18 protein-coding genes are annotated in these 21095 nt (G+C 61.6%); 2 read left to right on the top strand and 16 right to left on the bottom strand.

Features of this window, described 5'->3' with window-relative positions; translation table 11 throughout:
* The first annotated feature begins 13 nt into the window (after positions 1-13).
* Entirely contained in the window at positions 14-484 is a 471-nt protein-coding gene (locus FHS49_RS08455; RefSeq protein WP_246350448.1) for an Lrp/AsnC family transcriptional regulator, read from the top strand.
* Between the two features lie 22 nt (positions 485-506).
* Here FHS49_RS08455 and FHS49_RS08460 read toward each other — a convergent pair whose 3' ends face one another.
* Both FHS49_RS08460 and FHS49_RS08465 read right to left on the bottom strand, forming a co-directional pair.
* Positions 507-1961 carry an APC family permease gene (locus FHS49_RS08460; protein ID WP_184017229.1) on the bottom strand — a complete coding sequence of 485 codons (1455 nt, stop codon included), beginning with the start codon at positions 1959-1961 and terminating at the stop codon, positions 507-509.
* Positions 1962-1994: 33 nt separating this feature from the next.
* Positions 1995-4184 carry a TonB-dependent receptor gene (locus FHS49_RS08465; protein ID WP_184017231.1) on the bottom strand — a complete coding sequence of 730 codons (2190 nt, stop codon included), beginning with the start codon at positions 4182-4184 and terminating at the stop codon, positions 1995-1997.
* A gap of 446 nt (positions 4185-4630) precedes the next feature.
* On the opposite strand from FHS49_RS08465, the gene FHS49_RS08470 reads away from it, so the two are divergent.
* On the top strand, positions 4631-5884 hold the full coding sequence (locus FHS49_RS08470) for a D-arabinono-1,4-lactone oxidase (RefSeq protein ID WP_184017233.1): 1254 nt from the start codon (positions 4631-4633) through the stop codon (positions 5882-5884).
* A 30-nt stretch (positions 5885-5914) separates the two neighbouring features.
* Here FHS49_RS08470 and FHS49_RS08475 read toward each other — a convergent pair whose 3' ends face one another.
* The 14 genes from FHS49_RS08475 to xdhA form a co-directional block, all read right to left on the bottom strand.
* A complete protein-coding gene (locus FHS49_RS08475; protein WP_184017235.1) occupies positions 5915-6901 on the bottom strand; it encodes a bile acid:sodium symporter family protein in 987 nt (328 codons plus the stop codon).
* A complete protein-coding gene (gene hpxZ / locus FHS49_RS08480) occupies positions 6898-7278 on the bottom strand; it encodes an oxalurate catabolism protein HpxZ (protein WP_184017237.1) in 381 nt (126 codons plus the stop codon). The genes FHS49_RS08475 and hpxZ overlap by 4 nt, the downstream gene beginning before the upstream one ends.
* Positions 7275-8663 (bottom strand): AtzE family amidohydrolase, encoded by a 1389-nt coding sequence (locus FHS49_RS08485; protein ID WP_184017239.1) that lies wholly within the window; start codon positions 8661-8663, stop codon positions 7275-7277. The genes hpxZ and FHS49_RS08485 overlap by 4 nt, the downstream gene beginning before the upstream one ends.
* Positions 8627-8800, bottom strand: coding sequence for a hypothetical protein (locus FHS49_RS08490; protein WP_184017241.1), 174 nt, complete (start codon positions 8798-8800; stop codon positions 8627-8629). Before FHS49_RS08490 ends, FHS49_RS08485 begins: the two co-directional genes overlap by 37 nt.
* 174 nt (positions 8801-8974) lie before the next feature.
* Positions 8975-9307: a hydroxyisourate hydrolase gene (gene uraH / locus FHS49_RS08495; RefSeq protein WP_184017243.1), complete on the bottom strand. Its 333-nt coding sequence runs from the start codon at positions 9305-9307 to the stop codon at positions 8975-8977.
* Positions 9304-10719 (bottom strand): FAD/NAD(P)-binding protein, encoded by a 1416-nt coding sequence (locus FHS49_RS08500; protein WP_184017245.1) that lies wholly within the window; start codon positions 10717-10719, stop codon positions 9304-9306. The genes uraH and FHS49_RS08500 overlap by 4 nt, the downstream gene beginning before the upstream one ends.
* Complete coding sequence (gene uraD / locus FHS49_RS08505; RefSeq protein WP_343052935.1) at positions 10716-11189, bottom strand: 2-oxo-4-hydroxy-4-carboxy-5-ureidoimidazoline decarboxylase; 474 nt, start codon at positions 11187-11189, stop codon at positions 10716-10718. The genes FHS49_RS08500 and uraD overlap by 4 nt, the downstream gene beginning before the upstream one ends.
* The gene (puuE, locus tag FHS49_RS08510; protein WP_184017250.1) at positions 11182-12072 is read right to left on the bottom strand and encodes an allantoinase PuuE; all 891 of its coding nucleotides are present in this window, start codon (positions 12070-12072) and stop codon (positions 11182-11184) included. The genes uraD and puuE overlap by 8 nt, the downstream gene beginning before the upstream one ends.
* The gene (locus FHS49_RS08515; RefSeq protein WP_221240451.1) at positions 12069-13253 is read right to left on the bottom strand and encodes a pyridoxal-phosphate-dependent aminotransferase family protein; all 1185 of its coding nucleotides are present in this window, start codon (positions 13251-13253) and stop codon (positions 12069-12071) included. The genes puuE and FHS49_RS08515 overlap by 4 nt, the downstream gene beginning before the upstream one ends.
* 34 nt (positions 13254-13287) lie before the next feature.
* Positions 13288-14544, bottom strand: coding sequence for an allantoate amidohydrolase (locus FHS49_RS08520; RefSeq protein WP_184017254.1), 1257 nt, complete (start codon positions 14542-14544; stop codon positions 13288-13290).
* On the bottom strand, positions 14538-16118 hold the full coding sequence (locus FHS49_RS08525) for a gamma-glutamyltransferase family protein (RefSeq protein ID WP_184017256.1): 1581 nt from the start codon (positions 16116-16118) through the stop codon (positions 14538-14540). The genes FHS49_RS08520 and FHS49_RS08525 overlap by 7 nt, the downstream gene beginning before the upstream one ends.
* A gap of 256 nt (positions 16119-16374) precedes the next feature.
* Entirely contained in the window at positions 16375-17304 is a 930-nt protein-coding gene (xdhC, locus tag FHS49_RS08530) for a xanthine dehydrogenase accessory protein XdhC (RefSeq protein ID WP_184017257.1), read from the bottom strand.
* Positions 17304-19610, bottom strand: a complete 2307-nt coding sequence (gene xdhB, locus FHS49_RS08535) for a xanthine dehydrogenase molybdopterin binding subunit (RefSeq protein WP_184017258.1) — start codon at positions 19608-19610, stop codon at positions 17304-17306. The genes xdhC and xdhB overlap by 1 nt, the downstream gene beginning before the upstream one ends.
* Positions 19603-21036, bottom strand: coding sequence for a xanthine dehydrogenase small subunit (gene xdhA, locus FHS49_RS08540; RefSeq protein ID WP_184017260.1), 1434 nt, complete (start codon positions 21034-21036; stop codon positions 19603-19605). The genes xdhB and xdhA overlap by 8 nt, the downstream gene beginning before the upstream one ends.
* Between the last annotated feature and the right edge of the window lie 59 nt (positions 21037-21095).

A 21095-nucleotide genomic window follows, 5' to 3' on the forward strand; every position in this document is an offset into this window, starting at 1 on the left:
GTGGATTATGCCGATGAATAAGTTGGATGCAATGGACTGCAGAATCCTCGCGGAGCTTCAGGCCGACGGTCGCATGTCCAATCAGGAATTATCTGAAAGAGTCGGTCTTTCGCCCTCCCCGTGCTTACGTCGACTGCGCCAACTCGAAGAGCGAGGCGTTATCTCGCGTTATGTCGCGCTGGTCGATCCAGATGCCGTGGGGCTGGCGGTGACGGCGTTCGTGCGTGTGCGACTAGGCAGTCAGGACGACAAGCACCTCGCGATTTTCGAGCAGGCCGTGGCCGGCTTTCCGGAAGTCATGGAATGTTATCTGATGACGGGCGACGCCGATTATCATCTGCGCGTGGTGGTCGGATCACTTGGCGATTTCGAAGACTTCCTGCGGCACAAACTCACCAGGATCAAAGGTGTTTCGCAGGTGACGACCAGTTTCGGACTGCGCCCGATCGTCTACCGGACCGAACTGCCGGCGCGCGCCTCGTAGCGGGGGGCTTTGAGTCCCGATTTCAGCCCACAACCGGCGCGATCGACAGGCCCGCGCTCGGACGGGCAAGCGCCCATCCGGCCCCACCGAAAAAGGCGAGCGCGATCAGGGCACCGGCAACGATGCCAAGCGGCACCGATCCCCCCATCAGAAGCGGGAGGTTCTTGAACTCCAGGCACACCACCATGGCGAGGCCGATCACGCCCAGGCTCGGCGCCACGAGCGTATGCCAGGGCCGGGTGTCGACCGGATTTTTGCGAAAAAAGACCACAACGGCGACGCATGTGAGCATCATCAGGATCACCACGCCCACGCCGGCGATCCCGCCGGACCAAGTTGCAACCTCGACGATCGGGTCGAGACCTAACACGACCGCGGCGAGGATCCCGGCCAGGGTCCATAGAGTCGTCACATAGGATGCGATGGCGGGTGAGCCATGCGTGGGATGCACGCGTCCCAGGCCGCGCGGCAGCACGCCGCTGTTCGCCAGGCTGAATTGATAGCGCGCCACCACATTATGCAGACTGAGGCAGGCGGCAAAGGCGCTGGTGACGATCAGGATGCTGGTGATATCCGCTGCGACCTTTCCAGCCACGATGAAGGCGGTGTCCACGAGCATCGTCCCCGGGTCCGCCGTGACGCGGTTCAGGAAGTGGCTGTCCCCCCAGGCCGTGACCATCGACCAGGAGGTGAGTGCGTAGAGAAAGCCGATGAGCCCCAGCGCCCAATAGGTTGCGCGCGGTATCGTCCGCGCCGGATCTTTCACTTCGTCGCGGAAGATGGCGGTGCTTTCCATGCCGACGAATGCCAGCATGGCGAACATGAGACCAAGCGCCGGCGAGCCGGAAAAGATGGCGGCTGGATCGATGATCCCGGTCGAATAGCCTTCGGGGCCGACATTGATGATCGCGGCACCGTCTATGACCAGAATGATCGCGGTTTCCGCGATCAGGAGGCCGCCAAGCACCTGGCCGGACAAGTCGATGCGCTTATATCCCAGAATGCCGATCAGGGAGATCGCCACAAGCGCCCAGATCCACCATTGGCCACCGGGCGCGCCGAACTGAATCAGAAGATTGGCGACCGATGCGCCGACGAAAGCTACCACCCCGACAAGGTTGACGGCATAGGCCGTCAAAGCCAGCATACCGCTCCCGACGCCCATCGGCCGTCCCAGCGCTTCCCTGATATAGGAATAAAATGCGCCGGGATGCTTCACATGCGGCGTCATCGCCACGAAGCCGACCGTGAACAACGACAGCAGGACCATTCCCGCCAGGAACATCGCAGGAAGCCCTGCGCCATTGCCCACCAGCGCCCCAAGGGGCACATTCGCCGCCGCCACGGTGAGCGGCGCGGCGAAGGCGACGACCATGAAGGTCAGCGTCCGCACGCCGATCGCGCCGGAGAGCTTTCCCGCTTCGGGACCGTCGCCCTGAATTGCGGCCTCAATGCCCTTTTCACCGTTGTCGCTCATTGATCGTGCTTTCGTGAAAAGGAGCAGCCGATGTTACTTGATCTTGTAATTGACCTCGACGCCGAACCAGCGCGGACGCCCCATGAACCGCTCGGTCAGCCCCAGCGAGGACAGATCATAATTGATCGTTGAGTATTTCGTGCCGGTAAAATTCTTCACAAAGGCTGCGATGCTGTAGCTTCCGTCGGCAAAATCCAGACCAATCCGTGCATTCGGCACGACGTATTTACCCTGATAGGTGGTCGATGCGTTCGCAATGCTGAAATAATGCCCGGACATATATTTGGCGTCGACCTGCGCCGAAGCCGTGGCTCCGCCGAGTTTCCATTCATAGCGCAGCATCGCCGAAAACGACCATTGCGGCGCGAAGGGAAGTTTCCGCGTCCTGAAACTGCCGTTGGGCAACGGTATGTTCTTCGCTCGCGCCTGAAGGAAGGTCACCCCGCCCGAAGCCGTCAGGCCGTCCACGGGAGTCAGAAACAACTCCGCTTCGCCGCCCTTTATGGAGGCATCCGCATTGAACAGGAATTGCGTGAGCCCCTGAAAATCAAACGCCTGATAGTTCTGGTAATCGTAATAGAATAGGGCACCGTTCAAATGGCCCAGACGGTTCGGCAGTGTCCATTTCGACCCGCCTTCGTAAGCATTCAGCACCTCGCTGTCGAAGCGAAGCTGGGAAATGTCATCAATGCCGGAATAGACCTGAGGCGCGTTGAACCCGCCGCTTTTCAAGCCCCTGTTCCAACTTGCATAGAGCAGCAAGTCTGAACTCGGCTTGTAGTTAAGCTGCGCGCGCGCCGACCAATCCCCCTTATTGTTGCGTGCCTCGGGATAAAGATCGGGATTGAAAGCCAGAAGCTCCCCCAGATCATCGCCCGCATTGTTGAACAGAGTGGTCACATAATCCAGCGACTTCCTCTCTTCCGTCCAGCGAAAGCCGCCAATCGCAGTCAATTGATCATTGAACGAATATTCGACCTGACCATAAGCGGCGAAAGACCGTGTTTTCTGCTTGAAGTCGCTCAAGAACTGGCTGTCGAACGGCGCGAGCCTGGCCAGGCTCCCATAATCGCCTACCAGCGAAAGATAGTAGAGACCGCCGTTCCAGCGGAACTGGCCCGCAGTGCCATCCAAGCGGAACTCCTGGCTGAACTGACGGACTTTGGAGCGCGTAGTGCTCGTGATGTAATCGACCGGGCCTGAGTCCGAATCCTCCGAATAGCGCTTGGTCAGATGACTGTAATCGGTGATCGAATGCAGCGTGACATCACCGAGGGACCATTCCAACTTGCCGGTGGCAGCCCGGGTATCGACACGCGTGTAGCCGAGATAGTCATAATCACCCGCATAGAGATCGTCATCGGTATCGACATAACCGACGGGATCGCAGCCATTGCATGTGCCGAAGGGGTTTTCATCCAATCCGATGAAACGGCCCAGGCCGTCAGCGCCCAGCGTCGAGGTGACATGCTCATATCCCCCGCCCCGCGCTTCGAGCCGCGTGCCGCGGACATTCAAAAGCACGTCGAGATCCGGCGACGGCTTGATCAGCAATTGCAATCGACCGCCGAGTTCATTGTCATTGCCGAGATCCTTGCCAAGCCGGTTTTCGATATAGCCATCGTGATGCTTGCCCGCGAGCGAGAGCCGAAAGGCCACCTGCTCGCCAATCCCGGCGCCGAACGCGCCCTCTCCGCGATATTCGCCATAAGAGCCGACACCCGCCGTCAGATAACCATCGGGTTCGAACGTCGGCTTTTTGGAGATGAAATGGACCAGCCCGCCCGTGGCGTTGCGGCCGAACAGCGTGCCCTGCGGACCGCGCAATACTTCGACCCGTTCCATGTCGAACAACAGGAAGCCGGCACCCGCCGGCTGGCCCAGATAGACGTCGTCGACATAGGTCGCGACCGGGCTCTCTTGCTGATCGCCAAAGTCGCTCTGCGAAACCCCGCGCAGGGAAAAATATATGGTCGAGCCGCCATTGGCTGGCACCACCTGCAGTCCGGATGTCTGCGCCCCCAGATCAGTGCTGGACATCACGCCAAGCTGTTTAAGCTGGTCGCCGCTCAATGCGGTCACCGATACACCGATATCCTGCAATCGTTCGGCGCGCCGTTGCGCCGTCACCACGATTTCGCCGCTGTCTTCCTGAGCGAAGGCCGGCGAAGCGGCCCCTGCAAGAAGAAGAAAAATCGATGCCCGAATGCGATTGGATATCATCTGTCACCCCCGTTTCAGCCGAATATGACAGATGGGTAACATTGAATATCGGATATGACAATAGTGCGAAATATGGATATTAGTTGCATCGTAAAGCAATTTATTTGCCGCTTGGATATTTCATTTTGAGCGCCCACAATCGCGCCTCCGCGGGCGTTTCGACACAAGGCATGAGGCGAGAAATCAAGGTATCTCTTGCCTTTTCATTGCTCGTATAAAGCGCGCCCTTTTGACAGATTTTGAAAACACCTGATTATGCCAATCCTATATCAGGACCGGCATTGGGCAAATCCACGCCCTTGCGGAAATGCGGAATTTCGGCGTCAATTTTCCGTTGACACAATGGATATCCATTCGGATAACTCTCGACACGAGGCAGAAAGTTCATGTTCGGACGTGCCAAAAAGCCGTGAAAAGACTGCCGACCTCAGAACAGGACATCAGCCATGCAAAAGACGGCAGAATGGACGAATTGGGCCGGGAATGTCAGCGCCCATCCAGCCCGGTTCAGCAAACCTGATAGTGAGCCGGCGGTGATCGACACCCTCTTCGAGGCCCGGAGCGAGGGGCGTGGTGTCCGCATGGTCGGTGCGGCACATTCTTTCTCCCCCGTCTGCGCCACTGATGGCGTGCTGATGTCCCTGGACGGATTGCAGGGCGTACTGGATGCCGATCCTCAGACCGCATCGGCGACTGTCTATGCCGGCAGCAGGATCAGCGATCTGGGCGCGCCGCTCGCCGCAGCCGGACTGGCGCTCGCCAATCAGGGCGATATCGACGTTCAGTCGCTGGCCGGCGCGATCTCGACGGGAACGCACGGGACAGGGCCGACATTGGGGAATTTGTCTTCGCGCGTCGCTGGTCTGCGCTTGGTGCTTGGGAATGGGACGGTTCTCGACTGTTCGCCGGAGCGCGAGCCCGAAATCTTCCATGCCGCGCGAATCGGCGTCGGCGCTCTTGGCGTGATCACAAGGATAGTGCTCCGTGTCATACCGTCTTATCGCCTGCACGAGCGCCATTGGATCGAGCCCACGGAAACCTGCATGGCGCGATTGGACGAACGCATCTCGAACAATCGGCACTTCGAATTCTTCTGGTTGCCGCTGCACGATCTTTGCGCGCTCAAGACACTCAATCCGACATCGGCCATGCCCTATGGCAATGAAGCGTTCGCCAGCGCATTGGATCTAGACGAAGACACGCTCAATGCGCCCCAGGATCCCACCATCGCCTCATTCTTCGAAGCGCCGGAACGCGTGGACTGGAGTTGGCGCATCTTTCCCTCGGTCAGAACAGCGAGGATGCGTGAAATGGAATTTGCCGTGGAGGCGGTGAACGGCCCCGCTTGCTTCGACGAGATCTGTCGGATGATAAGAAGCAAATATCCCGCGCTGGGATGGCCGGTCGAATATCGCACCCTTGCCCAGGATGATATTCCCTTAAGCCAGGCCTATGGCAGGGATAGCGTAACGATTTCAGTGCATCAGGATATCGCGCTGCCATGGGAAGATCTGTTCGCCGATGCCGAAGCCGTCTTTCGAAACCATCGTGGGCGGCCGCATTGGGGGAAACTGCATTCGCATCGGGCGAACGAACTCAGCGCGCTTTATCCCGAGTGGAACAAGTTCATGGACATTCGCGAGCGGCTCGATCCGGATCGCATGTTCATGAACGAGCATTTGAGGCAGATTTTCGGTTAGCCATTTCCTACTTCCCTTAACATCGGCCACTTATCCGGCAGTCGCGATCTCCTCGCGCTCGATGGCGGCGGCGTAGCGGCGCGCCAGCACGGCGCAAATCATGAGCTGAAACTGGTGGAAAAACATCAGCGGCAGGATCACGACGCCGATCTGCGGGGCCGTGAATAACACCCCCGCCATCGGGACGCCGGAAGCGAGGCTCTTCTTCGATCCGCAAAATTGCAGCACGATGCTGTCTTCGCGGCTGAAACCGAACCAGCGACCGACCTCCCGGCTCAACAGCAAGACGATCGTAAGGAGGATCGCCGACAGCAGCGCGACGGTTCCGAAATAAGCGAGCGATATCCGAGCCCACAGGCCCTCGACGACCGCGGCGCTGAATGCGGTATAGACCACCAGCAGGATGGACCCGCGATCGACGACCATCAGCATCGTCTTGCGGCGAGCGATCCATTCCGCAATCCACGGGCGCAGAAAATGCCCTGCGAGGAAGGGCAAAAGAAGTTGGAAGACGATCGTCATCACCGCGTCCACGGAAAAACCGCCCTGCTTTCCCGTGATCAGGAGGGCAACGAGTAGCGGCGTGATGAAGATTCCGGCAAGGTTCGAGAAGGACGCGCTACAGACGGCGGCGGCGACATTACCTCTCGCCATCGCCGTGAAGGCGATGGAAGACTGAACCGTTGACGGCAGAAGCGTGAGAAACAACATGCCCGTTCCGATGGCCGGATCGAGATGCGGGATGGCGCGGATCGCGATGCCGCATAGTGGAAATATCACGAACGTCATGGCGGCGACCGTCAGGTGCAGACGCCAATGGCGCGCGCCATCGACGACGGCCTGCCGGGAAAGGCGCGCGCCATGCAGAAAAAACAGCGCGAAAATGCCTGCGTCCGCGCAAATCCCTGCAACGGTCGCGCCGATCCCCCGCGCCGGAAGGATCGAGGCAAGCAGCACCATCGAGGCCAGCAGAATAATATAGGTGTCAATATTGAGGCGGGTCAGCAGGCGCTTCATGATGCCTGCCCCTCGATGGACACATGGGCGGCCACGATCTTCCATCCGTCCGGGAAACGCACCCATGTCTGGCTCTGCCGACCGCGGGGGCCATTCCCTTCCCGAAAAAATTCGGCGTTCGCCGTCGCCAGATCGTTGCCAAATGATGCGATGGCGACGCGGCCCAGACGCCGCTGGGGCGAACCGCCGCGCCCTTTGCGAAACCCGCGGATTTCATCGATGCCGTACAACACCTCCCCTACCCCGAACCGCACCGTGGTCGGCGCGTCGTGGAACAGGGCGTCAAGCTCTGCGAGATCATCGGCCATAAGCGCGCGCTCATACCGTGCGAACTGAAATTCGACCTCTGCGATCACGTGAGGGTCGTTGATCTTCATGCGTGGGCCTCCTGCGGGACGGCATGTGCGGCGGCGAGCCCGCGCGCTTCAAGGGTTCTGGCGAAGTGCAGCAAATCGGTGTCCCGCCCTTTCGCGGCGATCAATTGCACGCCCATCGGCAGCCCTTCCACCGGGAGCGGCGCAGCAATGACGGGCAGGCCGAGATAGCTGATCGGCTGGGTGTACAGGCCCAGATTGGCGCGCGCCGATTGCGGCTTTCCATCGACCGCGATGAAAGGATCCGCGATCAAGGGGGCCGGCCCGAACGTGGCGGGCGCGATCAGCACATCATGAGTCTCCAGCGCCGCTGCCATGACGGCCCCGAAAATGTCCCGATATCGCATGGCCTCGTGATAGATGGCTTCGGGGATCGCTGCCCCGGCGATAAGGCGATCGCGCGTCATGGGATCATAGGAAAGGGGATCGGTGCCAAGGGCGTCACGATGATATGCGCCGCCTTCAAATGCGGTGATGAGAAAGGCAGCCGAGCGCGCACGATCGACCTCGGCGAGTTGCACGGTCGGCAGACCTCCAAGCCCGATGGACAGCGCTTCAAGCGCCGCTGTCATTTGCGAAGCGAGGTTGTCATGGAACCAGCCTCCCAACAGCGCCGGCCGCTGGAAGGGGACGGACGACGACGCGGCATTGCCCCGCAGCACTTCGTCCACAGCGGCAAGGTCGCTGGCCGAGCGGGCGAATGCGCCCATATCGTCCAGCGTGTGCACGAACGGATAGACGCCCTCCATCGGCAGCGACGCATGGGTCGGCTTGATCCCGTAAATCCCGCAAAGCGATGCCGGTATCCGGATCGATCCATTCGTATCGGATCCCAGCGCGAAAGGCACCAGGCCCGCGGCCACCGCCGCCGCCGATCCACCCGATGATCCGCCCGCAAAGCGATCGACGTCGTGGGGATTTAGCGTGATGCCCCAATGGGCATTGTCCGTGACGAAGCCATAAGCGAATTCATCCATGTTCAAAGTCGCAACCAGGACTGCGCCAGAAGCCTGCAGGCGCTGGATGGCCTCCGCATCGGACGAAGCCGGCGGCGCATCTTTCAAGCGGGCCGCACCCGCCGTGGTCGAAAGCCCCTCCACATCAAACAGATCCTTCACACCAAAGGGCACGCCCGCCAGAGGGCCGGGATCCCGGCCTGCTGCCACCTCGGCGTCTACCGCCGCGGCATCCCGCAAGGCGCGTTCATCCAGCGTGCGTGTCACAGCGTTGATGGCCGGGTTATGCTCAGCGATCCGCCCAAGCGCGGCGCTGACCAGTTCGACGGCCGAAATGCGGCCGGATTTCACGGCGGCGGCGCTTTCGAGCACCCCCAAGATCACCGTCTTGCCCGTCACCGCGGCAGCCCCCGGAGAACGTCGACATGCCATTGGAGCAGACGAGCATTCGCCGCTACCCCGGCAATGCACGCCGGCGGCAAAACGACGCCAAGACGATCGGCCACTTCTGCGGCCAGTTGCGCGTCGGTCGATCGCAATTCGACGAAGATCGGGTGTTCTCTATCCATGGTCTTGCTTCTCGATGGAGTGTTCAGGATGCTGGTTTCAGCGAAAGCACCGCTGTCCCGCTTTCGGCCGGCACTGCGCCATGCTCAGCCATATCGGCTTAGACGCAGCGCTTTCACGATCCCCGTCCGCGAGCAAATTTGGCGGCATTCATGACCCGGATATCCTTTCCCATCTCAGCTTCCGCGATAGGTGGAGTAGGAAAAGGGCGATGTCAGCAGCGGCACATGATAATGGCCGCCGTCCGCAGCCATTGCGAAATCTATGGGAACCGCGTCGAGAAAGGGCGGATCGGAGAGTGCCACGCCCTTCGACCGAAAATAATCGGCCACGCCGAAAATGAGCCGATACGAACCGGGTGGCAAAGCCAGTTCCCGAAGGGGGGGGCAGCGGCCATCGGAATCCGTGACGCCCTCATACAGAATCGCGCCGTCACGCAGCAGCGTGACCTTCATGCCATCGGCAGGCCGGCCATGGACGACATCCAGAACGTGGGTGGAAAGACTCATGCGGCAGCCGCCTCATTCGCTGAAATTCCCGTGAATTCCGGTTCTGCATAAGCGAGATAATCGGCCACGATTTCGGCATGATCATCAACGAAAAGTTGATCCGCCACGCCGCTCACCAGGCGCGGCAAAGCCTGTTTCAAACCCGAGATGGCCGACGCCGAGAGACCGAAATTGATGAGGCCGGAATAGTTGAACGCGAACAGCCCATAGAGCGCCTCGGCGTCCGCGGGAGTCTTGGGCAGGAACTCGAATCCAGCGCCAAGATAGGGATGGGCATCGACGACCAAATCCCTTTCATCATCAGACGCATTGTGACGGTCTCGCCACAATGCGATGCGTTCCGCAAACAGGGACAACTCAGGCCGCAGCGCGGGGTCCGTCACCAGACCGGTCGAAAGAATGAGGAAATCAAATGTTTCTCGGCCTTTTGGTGTGGTGACGATCGCCCCCGTCGGACCATCCTCGACATCGAGCCACGGCGTCCCGAGATGCAGACGAAAGCCGGGATAGCTGGCGGCGCGGGCGAAGGTGTCATTGGTCGGGGGCTGATTGCGCGCGAAAAAGCTCTTCATCATCCGGTATTTCACGGTGTCGTCCAGCGCCGGAAAACGAGAGATCAATCCGGCACCTTCCATGAAGCGGATCGGATTGACCGTGGGCAGCGCCTTGCGGCGCACGAAGACATGAACCTCGCCTGCCGCCTCCGACAACGCATGTTGCGCATTGTCGAACGCGGAAGCGCCGCCACCGAGGATCGCGATCCTTTTGCCTTTCAGCGCGGCGAAGTCGATCGCTTCGGATGTGTGAGCATAACGCAAGCGCGGGAGCTTCGCCGAGATCATCGCCGGGACATGCCATTGCCCCCCGCCCTGAATCCCCGTCGCCAGCACGACCTTGCGCGCGAGAATGGTGGAACGATCCGCCAGCATCAAGCGAAAAAGACCGGGGTGCACCGGCGCGATCGATATGACCTTGGCGTTGTTCCTGACGGGGATATCCAGCACGCGTCGATACCAGCGAAGATAATCGAACCATTCCCCACGCGGAATTTTGTCGAGCGCGGCCCAGCCCTCCGCCCCGTGCATCGCCTCCCAATAGGCACGAAAGGTGAGCGACGGGATGCCATAGTCGATCGAGGTCAGATGCTTTGGCGTGCGAAGGGTGATCATCCGGGCGTAGGTTTTCCACGGCCCTTCCATGCCTTCTGGATTTTCGTCCAGCACGAGGATGTTCGAAATCCGCTCGCGCAACAATCCGAAGGCTGCGCCCAGACCACTTTGCCCTCCGCCGACGATAACGACATCGTGAACGTGATCGCCGCCCAAAGGCCGGCTACGGGTCCAGGATGGCGCGCCATAGCCCAGACATTCGAGGTCGTGGGCGACCCGCGCCGCGTGCTGCGCCAGCGTCATGTCAAATCCTCCAGTCGCAATCTTACGATCTCGCCGATTTGCGCAATGGCCGTGTCGATTTCGGCCGAACGATCATTGTCCAGGCGGGCGCTCATCGCCGCCAATATGCCCGCCTTATCGGTCAAGCGGACGCAGATGATGAAAGGGAAACCGAACTTATCGGCATAGCGCCCGTTCAGATCGTGAAAGCGCGCGAATTCATCGGCGGTCAGTCGATCGAGGCCGGCGGATGCCTGTTCGGCAGCGGAGTCACGGGTCAAATTCCGGTCCAGCGCCGCCTTTCCGGCCAACTCCGGATGGGCCCGGATCAAGGCCAGTTGTTCGTCGCGCGTGGCGTCATGTACCACTTGCATCAGGCCCGCATGAAGATCGGCAAAGGGCCGGCGGGCGGCTGCGCGCTCGATCACCCATGGCGAGTGTTCGAACAATTCCGCATAGCGCGACACGAAAGCAGCGTCATTGTCAGTCACAGGGATGGGTGTCCTGCCAGTGCCGCGCAATGTCGAGCCGGGTGGCGATCCAGGCATCACCGCTTTCCAATATGTGATCAACGAAGCGCGCCACCGCAGCAGCGCGGGCGGGCCGACCCGCGATGCGGCCATGCAGGCCAATCGACATCATGCGTCCGCCCTCAGCGCGCAGGTAATCGAACGTGTCCCGCAGATAGCGGAAGAATTGCTCCCCTTCTGTAAACCCGTTCAATGCGACCATCTTCATGTCGTTGGCATCGAGCGAATAGGGCATGATGAGTTGCGCGCGACCGTGCCGCCGGTCGTAATAAGGCAGGTCGTCGGCGTAGGAGTCCGCGTCATAGGTAAAGCCCCCCTCCTCCACCACGAGCCGGGCCGTATTGGGCGAGGTCCGCCCCTGATACCAGCCAAGCGGCCGCGCGCCGGTCAGCCGTGTGTGGATTTCGATGGCGCGCGCAATATGTTCGCGCTCCATCTCTTCTGCGACATGTTGATAGTCGATCCAGCGATAGCCGTGGCTCGCGATTTCCCAATCGGCTTTCAACATCGCCTCGACCACTGTCGGGTTCATCTCCATCGCCGTTGCGACGCCGAAGACGGTGACCGGCACCTGCCGGGCGGCGAAAAGCCGGTGCAGCCGCCAGAAACCGGCGCGACTGCCATATTCATACAAGCTTTCCATCGCCATGGCGCGCATCGGGTGCCCCGCGGCACCCACCATTTCGGAAAGAAAAGCCTCTGATCCCTTGTCGCCATGGAGGACGCTGCTCTCCGCACCCTCTTCATAATTGATGACGAATTGCACGGCGATGCGGGCACCATCCGGCCACTGCGGGTCCGGCGGCGTCATGCCATAACCGACGAGATCGCGCGTGGTGCTCATATGCCATTCCAGGCGTCAAGCGCGGCATCGACCGCACAGCCTGCGCTTGAGCGATGGCCTTCGGCGCGCAGAACCGCCTCGAGCGCGCCCAGCGTAATGAGAATCTTATGCTTGCGGGCATTGTAACCCATCGCGCCGAACCGCCAGACCTTGCCCGCAAGCGGACCGAAGGCCGTGCCGATCTCGATCTCGAAATCTTCGCGCATCCGGCGCCGCACCGCTTCGCCATCCACCCCTTCGGGAATATAAGCGGCCGTCACATTGGTCATGCGATAGCGATCGTCGCCAAAGAGCCGCAGCCCCATGGCACGCAGCCCCGCCGACATGGCCCGTCCTGAAGCGGTGTGACGCGCGAAACGGGTAGCAAGTCCCTCTTCAAGAACGATACGCGCACACTCCCGCGCACCGTAAAGCATCGTCGTCGCCTCCGTATGATGGTTGAGGCGCTTGTCGGACCAATAGTCCATGATCATGCCCAGATCGAAATAGTTCGACCCGATGATGATGCCGTCCCCATCGTCATGGTCGCCGGTTCTCAGACCCTGCTCCACATGCTTGCGCCGCTGGATATGATCCGCCGCGCGCGCCGACACGGTGATGGGTGCCGAACCGGATGGGCCGGCGAGGCATTTCTGCAAGCCCGCCGTCACGATGTCCGCCCCCCAACGGTCAGCCGCCACTTCCATGCCGCCCAGCGTCGCCGTCGTATCGACATAAAGCAGGGCACCCGCCTCCCGACACAGCACGCCAAGTCCTTCAAGCGGCTGCGCCATGGTCGTCGACGTGTCACCATGGGGCGTTGCAACGACCTTCGGCCCGACGCGTTCGATCGCCGCGGCAATGGCGTCGAGCGGCACGACTTCGCCCCAAGGCGCGTCGACCGTTTCGACGTGCGCGCCGATCCGCTTGAATATCTCGCTCAACAACAGTCCGAAGCGTCCGAAATTCACGACCAACACGGTGTCGCCCGGCGACGCGAGACTGATGAGGGCAGCCTCGATCCCGGCGCGCGCCGTGCCATCGACAAGAAAGGTCCAGGGGTTTTCCGTGCCGAAAATCGGCCGATACAGGCCCATGACTTCGTTCATATAGGTCGTCATCTCGGGATCGAACTGCCCGAGCAGATCGGCCGACATCGCGCGCAACACACGCGGATGCGCATTGATGGGACCCGGCCCCATCAAAAGCCGCTGGGGCGGATCGATTTCACCCACATTACGCACCTTGCATATCCTCCAGACGTTTGATGAAGCGAAGCATGACATTGCCCGCAAGGCCAGCGTCATCGGTCGTGACGCTTTCGGCGGGGTTGTGGCTGACGCCTCCACGACACCGGATGAACAGCATCGCTGTGGGACATAAAGACGACAATATCATCGCATCATGGCCAGCGCCGGACATCAGCCGACGAACAGGCACGCCTTCGGCTGCGATCGCCTGGTCCAGCGCTTCCATAAGTGCGGGATGGCAGGGGCTTGCCGGCAATTCGTGCAAGAGTTCGACGGTCGATGCGATCTGCCGCTCCGCCGCGATGACGTCGAAGCGCGTCACTATCGTTTCAGCCAATTTGGCGCATTCCAGATCCGTGGCCGCCCTGACATCGAGCGTGAAGCGCGCGCTGCCGGGAATCACATTGGCAGCGCCCGGCGCAGCGTGCAGCACGCCGACCGTCGCGACATTCTGCCCGCCTGCGGCACGCGCGATCTCCTCGACCGCCAGGATCATCGCTGCAGCCGTAGCCAGGGCGTCGCGGCGGAGCGCCATGGACGTCGTTCCGGCGTGCCCTGCCCGCCCTGCCAACGAAATCTGGAAACGCTTTTGCGCCGCGATGGCGGTGACGGTGCCAAGTGCCAGCCCTTCCGCCTCCAGCAACGGCCCCTGCTCAATATGCGCTTCCAGATAGGCGATCGCCCCGGGATGCCGTGCCGCAGCGAAGCCAGAAAGATCGTCCGCCACCGGCGCGCCCGCCTCTGCGCCATAACGGGCCAGCGCCGCGTTCAAACCGATCCCCATGGCGTCCACGGGTTCGGTCTCATCGACATCGAGCACACCGGCGACGGCGCGGCTTGTCAACATCGCGAGCGGAAAGCGGGATCCTTCCTCGTCGCCAAAGGCATAGACTTCGATGGGAAAACTCATGCGCTCGCCCGCCGCGTGCAGCGACGCCACACACTCGATCCCGAGCATGATTCCCAGTGGCCCATCATAGCGCCCCGCATCGCGAACGCTATCGAGATGGCTACCGATAATCAGCGGCGGGCCATCCGTCGTCCCCGGATAACGCCCGATCAAATTGCCCGCTGCGTCCGTCCGCGTGGTCATGCCCACTTCGACCATCCACTGCGCGACCGTCCGTTGCGCGGCGATATAGGCAGGCGTCAGATAGGCGCGATAAAGGCCGCCCGGCGTATCGCTGTAAGGCGCGACGCCCAGATGATCGCAGCGGTTGACCGCGCGCTTACCGTTCACCATGTGCCGACCGCTCCGTCTGACCGTGGATCGGTCGCGCCTTCGAGCATACCCGTCGGATGCCGGACCACCGCGCCCGCATGTCCCATCACAGACGTCATCGGTCCAAGCATTTCGACGTCATGCCCAGCGGCCTTCAAAGCGGCCACCGTCTCCGGATCGATCCTGTCTTCCAGCTTCAGCGTGGTGCTGGTTTCGCCCCATGTCCGGCCCAGCAGCCAACGCGGCCGGGAAATCGCGTCCTGGAGCGGAACATCGAACCAGGCGTAGCGGCTGAAGATCGCGGCTTGGGTCTGGGGCTGCCCCTCGCCCCCCATCGTGCCATAGGCCATCGCCCGTCCGTCATCGAATATCGCGAGCGCGGGATTGAGCGTGTGGAAAGGCTTGCGCCCCGGCTTGAGCGCATTCCAGCCATCCGGCGCAAGGCGGAAACTCGCACCGCGATTTTGCCAGACGATCCCGGTTTCGGGCAAAACGAGTCCAGAGCCAAATTCGAAATAGGTGGATTGGATGCAACTGACCACCTGGCCGCGCGCGTCCGCCGCGCCAAACCAGGTCGTATCCCCCAGAGCGGAGCGATGCGGCCAGGCGAGCGCCCTATCCGGATCGATCCGCCCGACCATGTCGGCCAACATGCTGCGATCGTCCAGTATTTCCTGCGCCTTCACTGCCATATAGGCGGGATCGCCGACATGACGATCCCGCACCAGAAATGCCTGCTTGGTCGCCTCGATCAGCCCATGGAGGTGAGCGAACCCCTCCCCTTGGGAAACACGCAATTCATCGAAAAGCGCCAGGATCAGCAGCGAGGCAAGCCCCTGCGTCGGCGGCGCGGTGTTGAACAGGCGCGCGTTGCGCACGGAGATCGACAAGGGCGCTGGTTCGGTCGCATCATGAGCAGCCAGATCCCGCGCGGCAACGGGACTGCCCAGAGTAGCGAGATCGGAGGCGATCGCGCGCGCCAGTTTGCCGTCGTAAAAATCCCGAAGCCCATTGTCCGCGAGCGCCCTCAGCGTAGCGGCCAATGCGGGCTGCCGCAGACGATCATTTTCCGCCAGCGGCCGTCCGTCCGCGGTAAAGACGGCGCGATAGTCGCCCGGCTGGGCGGTCAGTTCGGCATGTTTGGCAGTTGCGATCTCGGCGGCACCGCGGGTGACCGCAACACCATCACCGGCCATCTCGATAGCATCGCGCAACAGGCGTCCAAGCCCCAATTTGCCCGTGTCGCCCGCCAGCGCGCGCGCCCAGCCCGAGACCGTACCCGCCACCGTGTTGGCCGCGAGCGGCCCGCGCCACGGGATGTCGCTCAGCCCCTCATATAATTCCAGATCCGCCCGCTCAGCCGCGGCACCGCAGGCGTCAATGGCATGAACCCGCCCATCGGGTTCATGAATGAGCCAGAACCCGTCGCCGCCAATGCCGGTCATGTGCGGATAGACCGCCGCCAGCGCCGCCGCCATGGCGACACAGGCCTCGACCGCGGTCCCGCCATCTTTGAGCACGTCAAGACCGGCGCGACTGGCGAGATGATGCGGCGCCGTGGTCACGCCTTTGTAGCTGCGCAGAGAGTGCATCATGTCAGCGTCCGAATATGGCGTGCATCGCAAAGGTTCGAAACATCGCGGGCGCACGCACGCACGGAATCGCCGTGCCCGCTGCTATGTTCGATTTGATCCGCGGCATTTTTCATAAACCTTCTTGAGTCCGACCATGAAGCCCGCCCCGTTGCGGCTCAACAAGCGAATTTCGATGCAACCAACCGAAAAAAGTGCGCGCGAAGGGTCGCAGCGGCGCAATTATGCAGGCGCGATCTTCGCGTGAACCAATCGACGTTCAGAATTGATGAGGCAAGCCCAGTTGGAGCAATTGGGCAAGCGTCGCAATGGCGATGATGTCTGGCTCCTTCCCCGATATGCCACCGATTCCGATCGGCGACGTCAGGCGCGCCCGCGCCTCGGACGCAACCCCCTCGCGCTCGAGCCGGGACAAAAATCGCGCTTTCTTGGTCGCCGAGCCGATCAGGCCCACAAAGGCAACGGGCTCGCGCGTCAGGGACGCATAGGTCAGCCTGAAGTCCAGACCGTGATCATGCGTGAGAATGATGATCGCCGCTTCTTCCGGGGCTTGCGACACGCAATGTTCGATCTCCGATTCCGGCACAATAACCGCACCTTCGACCGCTTCGAAGTCGGGCCGCGTATCGAACCACGCCAGTTGGAACGGCAGGCCTTGCGCGTGACGCGCGATGGCCTGTCCCACATGACCGGCCCCAAACAGATAGAGCGGACGGCGGCGCGGTCCGATCGTTTCGCAAAAGCTATCCCCCTCCTGCGGGAGGTCGCCGCGCGCAGGGAGAAGTGTCGGCAATGTCTCGGCGCAAATGCGCCGCTCCACCCGGTCCACCATGAGCTTGGAGACCACTCGTTGCCCGTCAGTCGCGTCCGTGAGCCAGGCGAGACCTGCCGGATCGATATGCTCCACCAACAGCCGGACCCGCCCGCCGCAGCACTGGCCCAGCAACGGCCCCAAAGGATAATCCTGAATCCGCCAGCTCCCCGGCGCAAGGCGCAGGATGGCCAAGGCCTGCTCCACCGCACGAAATTCGAGCTGACCGCCGCCAATCGTGCCCTGCGTCCCGCCAGCGGTTACGACCATTCGGGTGCCCGCCCCCCTTGGGGCAGACCCTTCGCTCGCAAGAATGCTGATCATCGCCGCCGGTTCACGATCGACGCTGTCGCGCAGCGAAGTCACCCAGTCGTACATCAGTCGCGATAGCCCCGGACGGCGCGGAGAATATTCTCGGGTGTCGCGGGCGCGTTGAGCGGTGGCAGGGACCGCTTTTCAGGCGAGATTGCAGCGATCGCGCGGCCGATCGCTGAAAAGACGCAATTTGCGAGCGAGAATGGCGGCTCGCCGACCGCCTTTGAACGATGGATCGTCGGCTCCAAATTCTCATCCTGCCATAGCGAGATGCGGAAATGACGCGGGCGATCCGATGCTGTTGGAATTTTATACGTCGCAGGCGAATGTGTGAGCAGCCGGCCCTTTGCGTCGAACATCAATTCTTCGGTCGTCAGCCATCCCTGCCCCTGGATGAACGCCCCTTCGATCTGCCCGAGATCGATCGCCGGATTGAGCGAACGCCCGACATCGTGGACGATATCGACCGCAAGCACCCGGTGCTCGCCCGTCAAAATATCGACCGCGACTTCCGCCAGGGCGGCGCCATATGCGAAATAATAAAACGGCCGCCCCTTATGCGTGGATCGATCGTAGGCGATGCCGGGTGTCGCATAATAGCCCGTGGCCGAAAGCGATATCCGGCCCATATGCGCTCTGCGCGCCAGATCTGCGAAGGAAAGCTTTTCCTTGCCCGCAACCACGCCGTCCGCCGCAAAAGCGACTTCGCTTTCAGCACAGGCAAAGGTTTGCGCCAGAAATGCGGTCAGCCGGTCGCGGATGGTCATCGCGGCGTTATGCGCGGCCATGCCATTGAGATCCGCGCCAGATGATGCCGCCGTTGCCGACGTGTTCGGCACCTTGTCTGTCCGGGTCGCCGTGATGCGCACCTGAGAGACCGGCACCGCGAAAACATCCGCAACCACCTGCGCCACCTTGATATAGAGCCCCTGCCCCATCTCGGTGCCGCCATGATTGATCTGGATGCTTCCATCTGCATAGACATGCACGAGCGCGCCCGCCTGGTTCAAATGGGTCGTGGTGAAGCTGATCCCGAATTTCACCGGCGTCAGCGCAATCGCTTTTTTGAGAATGGCGCTGCCGGCATTGAAGGCTTCGATGCTGGCGGCCCGCTCATCATAACGTCCCTCCCGCCGGAGACGGGCAATGATTTCGGGCGCGATGTTATCAGCAACCACCATATCATAAGGCGTGACGTTGCGGCCGGGTCCGTAGAGATTGGATATACGGACATCCAGAGGATCCCGTCCCAGAAACGCAGCCACCTCATCCATGATGCGTTCGATCGCCAACATGCCCTGCGGCCCGCCAAAACCGCGAAAGGCGGTGTTGGATACGGTGTGCGTCTTCAAGCGCTCAGAAACGATCTCGATGTCAGGCAGCCAGTAGCAATTGTCGACATGAAACATCGCGCGATCATTGATCGCCGGCGAAAGGTCCACGGTGGCACCACAGCGGGATGCCAGCCGCAATTGAAGGCCAAGGATATGGCCTTGATCATCGAAGCCGACATCATAGTCGATCCGGAAATCGTGGCGCTTTCCGGTGATGATCATGTCATCATCGCGATCACAGCGGAATTTGGTAGGCCTGCCCGTCAGATGAGCCGCCAGTGCCGCCGCTGCGGCGAAAAGCGCCGCCTGCGTCTCCTTGCCACCGAAGGCACCGCCCATCCGCCTCACCTCGACGGTGACGTCGGCGGAACTGAGATTGAGCATGGCCGCAACAAGATGCTGGATCTCGCTCGGGTGTTGGGTCGAACTCAATATGTGAACCTGGCCATCCTCGCCGGGGGTGGCGATGGCGATCTGGCCCTCCAGGTAGAAATGATCCTGTCCGCCGATATCGAAGCCCCCTGAGACACGGTGCGCGGCTGCAGACAGAGCGGCTCGCGCATCGCCCCGCGCCATGCGCTGGGTGGGTTCGATAAAGGACGATGACGCGCGGGCCTCAGCGATCGTCAGGCAGGCAGCGCGTGGCTCATAAGAGATCCGCGCGAGCCGGGCCGCCTGGCGCGCGGCGCGCTGGCTTGTCGCAACCACGAGAAAGAGCGCCTGGCCGACGCACATTACCTCGCCATCGGCCAGCAGACGATCATCCTTTGCGACCGGGCTGACATCGTTCGCACCCGGAATATCCGCCGCCGTAAAGACCGCAACCACGCCTTGCGCAGCGCGCACGGCGGACAAATCCATGTGCGCGATGCGGGCATGGGCCTCCTCGCTCTGTCCGAAGGCTAGATGGAGCATGTCGATCGGCTCGGCGCCGTCATCGACATAGCCCGCGGCACCGCTGACATGAAGTCGCGCGCTGTCATGCGCATTCGAGGGTTTTGCAGCAATGCGCAAAGCAGGATCACACTCAGCCATGACTGCTCTCCAGCGCCAATACGGAGATGTCTTCTCCCTGCGCCCGATACCAGAGCCGCCAGAGAAGATTGGCGGCGACCTCGGCACGATAGGTCGCCGTCCCACGCACATCGGTGATCGGAGAGAAATCGCCGGCCAAAGCGATGGTTCCTGATGCGATCGTCTCAGCGGCGAACGGCTTTCCGACCAGAGCCGCCTCGCATCCGCTCGCGCGGCACGGCGTCGCCGCCATCCCGCCAAATGCGATCCGCGCGCGAACGATCAGCCCGTTTTCCACGGTCAGCGCAAACGCGCCGCATACCGCAGAGATATCGCTGTCGAAGCGACGCGAGAGCTTGGAAATATGGATGATGTCCTGAGGGGCAGGCCTTGGTATCCATAGGCTTTCGACATATTCGCCCGGCTGACGATCCTGCCGGCCATAGTCGAGGAAGAAATTTTCGAGCGGCATGGTCCGTCGACCCGCCGTGCTGCAAAGGGTGAGTTCGGCACCCAGCGCAATCAGGGCCGGCGGCCCGTCGCCGATCGGCGATCCGTTGGCGATGTTGCCTCCGATCGTCCCGGCATTGCGCACTTGCAATCCGCCGATCCGCCTCACCAACTCACCCAGATCCGGGTGCAGGCGTGAGAAAGCCGCATGGGCGTCCGCATAGGGGACACCGGCGCCCAGCGTCACGCCGGCCTCGTCCTCCACGATCGCCTTCATTCCCGCGACATTTCCGATGAACACCATCGTCTCGATGGTCTTCAAGCCCTTGGTCACCCAAAGCCCGACATCCGTAGCCCCCGCGATGATGCGCGCATCGGGATGAGCAGCCAGAAGACCGGCAAGCGCTTCGGGTGTGCGCGGCGCAAACCAGCGGCGATCTTCAAACACGCCCCCGGCGCAAGCGGTTTCGGCCATTTCGCGCAACGCCACCATCGTCGGTTGATCGTCACGGCTCAACTTGCCGATGCCATCGCCCGCGGCAAGGATGGGGCCATAGCCCGTGCAACGGCAAAGGTTGCCGGCAACGACGTCCGCAACGGGCAGGTCATGGCCGCTGGCGCCGATCGTGCGGCCATAAAGAGACATGACGAAACCGGGCGTGCAAAATCCGCATTGCGAACTGCCATTCTCCGCCATGCAGGCTTGAAGCGGATTGAGCTTGCCGTCCACAGCAAGGCTCTCCACCGTCAGCAAGGCCTTGCCGTCCAGCATGGGCAGAAACAGGATGCAGGCGTTGACCGAGCGCCATCGCATGGTCTCCGCGCCTTCATCCAGCTCGCCCAGAAGCACCGTGCAGGCACCGCAATCGCCCTCGGCGCATCCCTCCTTCGTGCCGGTGCGCCTCAGGCGGTATCTCAGATAGTTCAGGATGGTCGAAGTCGGATCCACATCCGTAATTTCGACGATCTCGCCATCAAGAAGGAAACGAACACTCATTTTAACATTTTCCGCTTGTACTGGGGATGCGGCGCGGCGTTCCGACGCCCAAAGTCCGG

The organism is Sphingobium boeckii (genome assembly GCF_014199215.1).
GTDB lineage: Bacteria > Pseudomonadota > Alphaproteobacteria > Sphingomonadales > Sphingomonadaceae > Sphingobium_A > Sphingobium_A boeckii.

What these genes read in the sequence shown, in the direction of transcription:
- FHS49_RS08455 (WP_246350448.1), top strand. Translation starts at nt 14, where the DNA reads ATGAATAAGTTGGATGCAATGGACTGCAGAATCCTCGCGGAGCTTCAG.
- FHS49_RS08460 (WP_184017229.1), bottom strand. Translation starts at nt 1,961, where the DNA reads ATGAGCGACAACGGTGAAAAGGGCATTGAGGCCGCAATTCAGGGCGAC.
- FHS49_RS08465 (WP_184017231.1), bottom strand. Translation starts at nt 4,184, where the DNA reads ATGATATCCAATCGCATTCGGGCATCGATTTTTCTTCTTCTTGCAGGG.
- FHS49_RS08470 (WP_184017233.1), top strand. Translation starts at nt 4,631, where the DNA reads ATGCAAAAGACGGCAGAATGGACGAATTGGGCCGGGAATGTCAGCGCC.
- FHS49_RS08475 (WP_184017235.1), bottom strand. Translation starts at nt 6,901, where the DNA reads ATGAAGCGCCTGCTGACCCGCCTCAATATTGACACCTATATTATTCTG.
- hpxZ (WP_184017237.1), bottom strand. Translation starts at nt 7,278, where the DNA reads ATGAAGATCAACGACCCTCACGTGATCGCAGAGGTCGAATTTCAGTTC.
- FHS49_RS08485 (WP_184017239.1), bottom strand. Translation starts at nt 8,663, where the DNA reads ATGGCATGTCGACGTTCTCCGGGGGCTGCCGCGGTGACGGGCAAGACG.
- FHS49_RS08490 (WP_184017241.1), bottom strand. Translation starts at nt 8,800, where the DNA reads ATGGATAGAGAACACCCGATCTTCGTCGAATTGCGATCGACCGACGCG.
- uraH (WP_184017243.1), bottom strand. Translation starts at nt 9,307, where the DNA reads ATGAGTCTTTCCACCCACGTTCTGGATGTCGTCCATGGCCGGCCTGCC.
- FHS49_RS08500 (WP_184017245.1), bottom strand. Translation starts at nt 10,719, where the DNA reads ATGACGCTGGCGCAGCACGCGGCGCGGGTCGCCCACGACCTCGAATGT.
- puuE (WP_184017250.1), bottom strand. Translation starts at nt 12,072, where the DNA reads ATGAGCACCACGCGCGATCTCGTCGGTTATGGCATGACGCCGCCGGAC.
- FHS49_RS08515 (WP_221240451.1), bottom strand. Translation starts at nt 13,253, where the DNA reads ATGGGGCCGGGTCCCATCAATGCGCATCCGCGTGTGTTGCGCGCGATG.
- FHS49_RS08520 (WP_184017254.1), bottom strand. Translation starts at nt 14,544, where the DNA reads ATGGTGAACGGTAAGCGCGCGGTCAACCGCTGCGATCATCTGGGCGTC.
- FHS49_RS08525 (WP_184017256.1), bottom strand. Translation starts at nt 16,118, where the DNA reads ATGATGCACTCTCTGCGCAGCTACAAAGGCGTGACCACGGCGCCGCAT.
- xdhC (WP_184017257.1), bottom strand. Translation starts at nt 17,304, where the DNA reads ATGTACGACTGGGTGACTTCGCTGCGCGACAGCGTCGATCGTGAACCG.
- xdhB (WP_184017258.1), bottom strand. Translation starts at nt 19,610, where the DNA reads ATGGCTGAGTGTGATCCTGCTTTGCGCATTGCTGCAAAACCCTCGAAT.
- xdhA (WP_184017260.1), bottom strand. Translation starts at nt 21,036, where the DNA reads ATGAGTGTTCGTTTCCTTCTTGATGGCGAGATCGTCGAAATTACGGAT.